At 60.4% G+C, this 6,146-nt stretch carries 8 protein-coding genes; 3 read left to right on the plus strand and 5 right to left on the minus strand.

The genetic code is table 11. The annotated features are described in order from the left end of the window. On the plus strand, nt 1–551 hold a 551-nt coding region (locus WBV42_RS16705; RefSeq protein ID WP_423987027.1), incomplete at its 5' end, for an SDR family oxidoreductase. Nucleotides 552–643: 92 nt separating this feature from the next. On the opposite strand, the gene WBV42_RS16710 is transcribed toward WBV42_RS16705, so the two are convergent. After that, on the minus strand, nt 644–1,327 hold the full coding sequence (locus WBV42_RS16710) for a YqjF family protein (RefSeq protein ID WP_423987028.1): 684 nt from the start codon (nt 1,325–1,327) through the stop codon (nt 644–646). Nucleotides 1,328–1,434: 107 nt separating this feature from the next. Here WBV42_RS16710 and WBV42_RS16715 point away from each other — a divergent pair, with 107 nt between their 5' ends. Beyond that, entirely contained in the window at nt 1,435–2,268 is an 834-nt protein-coding gene (locus WBV42_RS16715; RefSeq protein WP_423987029.1) for a ZIP family metal transporter, read from the plus strand. A gap of 68 nt (nt 2,269–2,336) precedes the next feature. Then, on the plus strand, nt 2,337–2,774 hold the full coding sequence (locus WBV42_RS16720) for an acyl-CoA thioesterase (protein ID WP_423987030.1): 438 nt from the start codon (nt 2,337–2,339) through the stop codon (nt 2,772–2,774). Between the two features lie 51 nt (nt 2,775–2,825). On the opposite strand, the gene WBV42_RS16725 is transcribed toward WBV42_RS16720, so the two are convergent. From WBV42_RS16725 to WBV42_RS16740, 4 genes are all read right to left on the minus strand, one after another. Next, nucleotides 2,826–4,049 (minus strand): choice-of-anchor W domain-containing protein, encoded by a 1,224-nt coding sequence (locus WBV42_RS16725; protein ID WP_423987031.1) that lies wholly within the window; start codon nt 4,047–4,049, stop codon nt 2,826–2,828. Nucleotides 4,050–4,170: 121 nt separating this feature from the next. Beyond that, nucleotides 4,171–4,635: a signal peptidase I gene (locus tag WBV42_RS16730; RefSeq protein ID WP_423987032.1), complete on the minus strand. Its 465-nt coding sequence runs from the start codon at nt 4,633–4,635 to the stop codon at nt 4,171–4,173. A gap of 50 nt (nt 4,636–4,685) precedes the next feature. Further along, complete coding sequence (locus WBV42_RS16735; RefSeq protein ID WP_423987033.1) at nt 4,686–5,381, minus strand: TasA family protein; 696 nt, start codon at nt 5,379–5,381, stop codon at nt 4,686–4,688. A gap of 142 nt (nt 5,382–5,523) precedes the next feature. Beyond that, nucleotides 5,524–6,033, minus strand: coding sequence for a hypothetical protein (locus WBV42_RS16740; protein ID WP_423987034.1), 510 nt, complete (start codon nt 6,031–6,033; stop codon nt 5,524–5,526). Between the last annotated feature and the right edge of the window lie 113 nt (nt 6,034–6,146).

Here is a 6,146-nt window from a genome sequence, read left to right on the forward strand (position 1 = left end):
AGGGTGGGGAGGCGGTGGGTCTCCGCGCCGACATACGTGACGAATTCGACGTAGAGCGGCTGATGGAAACCGCCGCGAGAAGCGGCACCGACGGTATCGACGTGGTCGTCGCCAACGCCGGAGTGTATCACGGGACGCCCGGCGAAACGCCGCTGACGATGGAATCCTACGCCGCCTTCGACGACACCCTCCGGACGAACTGCCGTGGGGTGTACGCGGCGATTCGGGAATCGCTCCCCCACCTGAACGACGATGCTCGGATACTCGTCCCGACCGGCAGTATCGGGCACGAAACGCACGCGGGCTACGGTTCCTACGCCGTGTCGAAGGCCGCCACCGAGGGGTTGGTTCGCGGGTTCTCCGCGGAACTCGACGTTCCAGTCGTCGGCATCGACCCCGGCGTCGTCGGAACCGAGATGATGGGCGGGAAGGGACGTGACCCGGAGGACGTGGCCGAGTTGTTCGTCTGGGCCGCGACGGACGCGAACGCCGAGGACGTGGACGGCAAAATCATCGGACTGAAGGAGTGGCGGAAAGCAACGCGGGAGTGATTCTGTCGGTCAGTCGGAGCGATTCGGGTGGTCGGTCGAAGTGAGTCAAGTGGTCAGTCGAGTCGGGTGGTCAGTCAGAGTGAGTCAAGTGGTCAGTCGAGTCGGGTCGGCGTGTGAACGTGAAACTCCGTCTTCGGGCAGTACCGAACCCGTGGCTCGGTCTCGGGTTCGGGAAGGGTGTTCGCTTCGAACAGGGAATCGGCGCGCACGTTGGCCGCCGCTCGTTGGAGGGTCCACGGGTCGTGTTCGACGCGGGCGGTCATTCCGGCCTGCGGAACGAACAGTCGATAGCGCTCGGTCAGAAAGTAATCGAGCGTCCCGGAGTCGGGAGTGGTCGCGGGTTCTTCGGGGCGATAGGTCGCCTCGAATTCGACCGGGAGCGTGTCGGGGTGAACACGCCGACTCAGCACTCGATTTTCCGTTCCCGTCTCGCTGGCGATGTCGGCGTAGTAGTACGGGAGATGATAGAGCATTCGGGCCACGCGGGCCGCGATTCGACTGCCGGTATCGAGGCTCAGAAAGTAGACGCCCGGCGCGTTCCCCAGGCGGACGTACGTGCGAAAGTTGATCTGGGGGAACGTCATCCCCACGACGCTGGGCGTTCCGGGTATTCGCGCGCTCTCGATGGTCGATGCGAGGACGCTGACCCACGCCTGGCCATCGTAGGTGTCGAGCGCCAACGAATCCGGAACCGCGCTGTCGAGTGCGGCCGACTCGACCGGCCAGTGGACGAACAGACAGTCCCGCCACGTGAACCGGAGTGCGCGAACGGTCACGGTTCCACCGACTTCGGCATCATGCTTCCTTTCCCGGTTTCACCCCGCAATTGTTTTGCGGCGGGCGACCGACGGGCTTAACAACTCCACGAACAATTTTAATAACAATGTCAGGACTTTCCCGTCTGGGTCTCGCCGGGTTCGTCGCCTTCGTCGTTCTCTCTGGAGTCGGAATCGTGGCTCATCTCTCGAAGGTACTCGTCATCGCGTGGGTCGCGTTCGCCGCCATGGCGGGCGGTGCCGCCCTCGGTGGCCGTATGAACGACTCCATGCACGCGAAGCAACTCGTCTGGGCGTTCGGGTTGGCGAGCGGCGCGATGATCACCAGCGCCGCCGTGTTTCTCGTCCCGAGCGCTATTTCCCATCAGGCCGAATTCGGCGGCTTCGGTATCGCCTTCGGCATTCTCGCCGGGTTCAGCGCCCACACCATCGGTCACCGGGCGACGCACCTCGAAACCGCGCTCGACCACACGTCGATCGAATTGACCGCCCACTCGCTCGCCGCGGGGGCCATCGTCGGACTCGTTTACGGCAACATGCCCGGCCTCGGTCTGCTCCTCGGGCTCACCATCGTTTCGCACAAGGGTCCCGCCGGATACGTCGCGGCCCACCGCCTTCGGGGGAGTGGCAAATCCGTCTCCGTCCTGCTCCTCCCCGCCGCCGGAATCGGCATCGCCGCCATCAGCTCCGCGCTGCTCCACCTCCCCTCGGACCCCGCGATAAACGGCTTCGTCTTCGGGTTCGCCGCCGGGGTCTTCCTCCACGTCGCCATGGACTTCCTCCCGCGCTGTGAACTCGGCGGCGAGGTGTACGAAGTCGCACAGTTGAGCGACAACGCACACCACCTCCTCGACGAACTCCGTATGCACGCGGTGGCGAGCACCCTCCTCGGCGGTGCCGTCGTGTTCGGCCTGTGGGCGGTCATCAGTCGTCCGATGTGACCATCGGCGTACCATCATACGAAACCGACCACGCAACGACTATTGGTTCGCTTGAGGAATCCACGTGTATGCCGACGTTGATGGACACCTACATCGAAAACCGCGAACGCGTGCAACCGAACCACGCCAACAACTACGAGACCGCCCACGGGGGAATCGTGATGAAGTGGATGGACGAAATCGGGGCGATGTCGGCGATGCGCCTCGCGGGCGAGACGTGCGTCACCGCCAACGTGGATCAGATGGACTTCCAACGACCGATTCCCGTCGGGGACACCACGGTCATCCGGTCGTACGTCTACGACACTGGACGGACGAGCGTGAAGGTGAAACTCCGGGCCTTTCGCGAGGAACCCCGGACGGGCGAACGCGAGCAGACGACCGAGTCGTACTTCGTCTTCGTCGCGGTGGACGACGAGGGACGGCCCACGGAGGTGCCGGACATTCAGGTGGAAACCGAACGCGGCGAGGAACTCCGTGAAGCCGCCTTCGCCGGTGAAAAATAGCCTCCTTCCCGACGGGCTTGGCACCCAGGTACTGGCGAGGCACGCTTCTCCCTACCGAACGATATACGGTCCGTTTCGCGTCCCGAAAACCAACGACTGTGGACTGTTTTCGACCGAATTACTGCCGGTCGTGCTCGAACTCGACGTTACACGACCGACCCGCAACCGGTAATACTGGGTATCTTGCGACGGTTTGTTTTTCGACCACTGCATGCGGGCGTTCCCTCGCAGCGTGAACCCCTCTTCGAGCGAAACGTTCGACACACGGATCGCGGAACCGCCGTTCGTGACTTGGATGTCTCGACCGAGTTGTTTGCCGTTGAAGCGTATGTTATTCAACTGCGTGGTCGCCGAAGCTGGCGCGATCGCATCGAGGAGCAGGTCGGTGTACGGTCCGGTATCCGGCGGTGCGTACGTCAAGTCGCTCACGCCCTGATTACTGTAGGTGGCGATGTTGGATTGCGGATCGTAAGTGAGCGTGAACGGGCGAGTTTCGTTGTTCTGCCAGTCCTTGTTCGCTCGGTTCTTCGGGTTGTTGACCGTCGGACCGAGTCGGTGCTCCGTCACCCCGGACCCGTGTCCGCCGCCGAGTCCCTGCGCGATGAACGCCTGCTCCATCGTGATCGAGTTGTACTCCTGTTGTGTGAGCGTCGTTATCGTAGGATCGGACGTCTGTCCACCCCCGGCCTGTAGCGATACCCGTGTCGTATCCACGTCGCTCCATCCGGCCGGGGAAACGCGCGAATTCAACGTGAGATCGAGGTCGAAGGCGAGGCGGTCGCCGTATGCGGCGGTCGACCCCGTCGGATACTCCAATTCGAACACGAAATCGACCGGGGTCGAACCGAGTGGTGGAGAAAGCTGCATCGTTTGGTCGGGTTGTGTGGCGACCGTGCTGTACGACGCGAGCGAAGAGCTACTACCGAAGAAGTAGCCGAGTAAGGTACCGTCCCGTTCGAGGGACGCCCTGAACTGTAGTTCGTCGTCGAGTTCGCCCCCGTCGGCGGTGGACGTGTTCGACTCGCCGGATTCCGTCGTCCCCTCGTCGGACGTCACCGTCGATACGCCGAGGCTGATCGACTCGCCACCGATGCTTCCGTCGTTCGTGAGCTGCGTTTGGTGGGTGTACGAACCGCCGGAACCGAGAACGAAGTCTCCCGCGGCAGGGATCCGGTCGGCATCGCCACCCTGAAGTTTGAGATCGAGATCACCCTCATCGGTCGATCCATCCGTCGAATCGGAAACGTCGTATGTCGCGGTCCCCGCTTTCGTCATCGCCCACGAACTGGCACCGACCGCGAATAGCTGGAGAGCGCTCCGTCTCGATAACTTCCTCATCGTCACTCTGAGCGACTATGGAACGCAGGTATTTGTTACTTTTCCACCGAAATAAAATCTATTCTATCTGGGTGAAAAAATAGCCTGCACTACCGATAAGGACGCCGCCAAGGACGATCGCGTAGAGATACGCACTACGCGAGAAAACCGGGTGAACCAGATACCCGTATAGTGGAATCGACAGGACGACTTCGCCACGAACTTGGTCCCGATGGACGACGAAGGAATCCGGATACGTTCGAGCATCACCTTTCGTCACGAATCCATCGTTCGTCTCCCGAATGATCCGGTGAGTGACGAGTTCACCGTTCTGCACGAAGGTGATCGCATCTCCGGATTCGTAGTGGCCCGAGTCGTACGTGTAAACCACGCTCCCGGGCTTGAGTGTTGGCGTCATACTGCCACTCAGGACGACGTAGCTTCCCACGCCGGGCAACAGCGTGAACAGGATCTGTCCGACTATCGGGAGTAGGAGGATTCCGAGAACGATCCAACCGAGTCGGGAGGAACGGACGAACCTCATCAATCTGAGTACGACCACATCACACTTAAAATAAGTATTGGGTATTCTGATTATTGACTGCTGTCCTGATTGAGCGTGAAGTTGACCGCGATGTCGACGCCGTCAGCCATCACGTCCTCGTCGGCTCCGGTTAGATTACCGGTCGTATCGGCACCGGTCCAGTACGCAGCGTTGTCGTTTGCGACTTCGAGGTCGAGAGTGAAGTACGTCGTACTCGAACTGTTCGGAGCGGGCGCTTGCAGATCGTCGAGCACGTCCGTCTGTTCGTTCACCTCTTGAAGGTCGACGTACCCGTTACCATTCGTGTCCGTCACATTGGCCGTGATGTCGTTGAGGACGGTCCCCTGCGGGTTCTCGTACTGCATCGTCTGAACACGAATGAGGCTCGCCGTCTCGGACGCGTTCAACTCGTTGGCGAGCTCGGAGTCGTTCGGTTCGGCACGAAGATCGTTTTCCGTATAGTTGAAACCGATTTCGAGATGGTCTGCCTCCGTCGAGCCCTCGTTCGTCAGCGCGTACGTGTGTGCCACCTGGTCACCGGGTTGTGCGTTGACCAGGTTGAAATCCTCCGTTGTGCCATTCGCGCTGCCGTTAATTGCGAGGTCCATCGTTCCGGCTTCGACCGTGTTACCCGTGCTCGAATCCGTGTCGCTCCAGAACGCCCACGTTCCGACACCAGCGAGAATACCACCGGCGATGACTATCAACGCAAGCGCAATTTTGGTTCTTCTGCTGTTTATTTCCATCTTTACAGTATATTAAACAATAATAAATACGTTAAATCTTTTCTAGCCCTATCCATATTATTTACAATTATTCAAAAATATGCGAATATATATAGAAACGGAACTGTGGTACGGTTCGGTCCGGAGAGCGAAATTTCTCGGGTCAGAGTTCCCGCGCCGAATCCGGATTCTCGACGTCCCAGAGATATTCGGGCAAAAAGGCGTCGAGGTGGTCGATGACTTTGCGCTCGCCGACGTTCATCCCCTCGCAGTGATCCCACGCCGATTCCCGGATATCGACGCGTATCTCCCCGTCCTCCGTGCGAATCGAGACGGGGTAGACGAAACAGCGCGCGGGTTTCCACCCGTCTTCGGCCTGCAACTCACAGAGTCCGTCCCCGCGGAGAAAGTGACAGGCACAGCCGTCTTCGCCCGTTTCGTCGTGGTCTTTCGCCTCGCGGCGGACGAAATCCTCGCCGCGAAAGCTCGTCGTCGCGTCGTTCAAATCGGCGTGCTCGCCCAACTCGAAGTACTCGCGGTCGTACAGCATCACGCCGTGATGACAGCACCACGTACAGCTATCGACGCATTCGAACGTGAGGTCGGGGTCGAACTCCACGACCGCCTCGCGGCCCGGATGCACTTCGACGCGAACCGGTGTGTCTACGCTCACGTTCGCGGTTCGGCCGTGCGCGGGGAAAGGTCGTCCGATTCCGGTCGGTCGTCTGGACCGCCTGCCGAATTATATTCAAATCGAACAATTCTCTTCCGACGTCCCGAATACAG

It is taken from the genome of Haladaptatus sp. (assembly GCF_049589095.1).
Taxonomy (GTDB): Archaea; Halobacteriota; Halobacteria; order Halobacteriales; family Haladaptataceae; genus Haladaptatus.

What these genes read in the sequence shown, in the direction of transcription:
- WBV42_RS16735 (WP_423987033.1), bottom strand. Translation starts at nt 5,381, where the DNA reads ATGGAAATAAACAGCAGAAGAACCAAAATTGCGCTTGCGTTGATAGTC.
- WBV42_RS16725 (WP_423987031.1), bottom strand. Translation starts at nt 4,049, where the DNA reads ATGACGAAAGCGGGGACCGCGACATACGACGTTTCCGATTCGACGGAT.
- WBV42_RS16730 (WP_423987032.1), bottom strand. Translation starts at nt 4,635, where the DNA reads ATGAGGTTCGTCCGTTCCTCCCGACTCGGTTGGATCGTTCTCGGAATC.
- WBV42_RS16720 (WP_423987030.1), top strand. Translation starts at nt 2,337, where the DNA reads ATGCCGACGTTGATGGACACCTACATCGAAAACCGCGAACGCGTGCAA.
- WBV42_RS16715 (WP_423987029.1), top strand. Translation starts at nt 1,435, where the DNA reads ATGTCAGGACTTTCCCGTCTGGGTCTCGCCGGGTTCGTCGCCTTCGTC.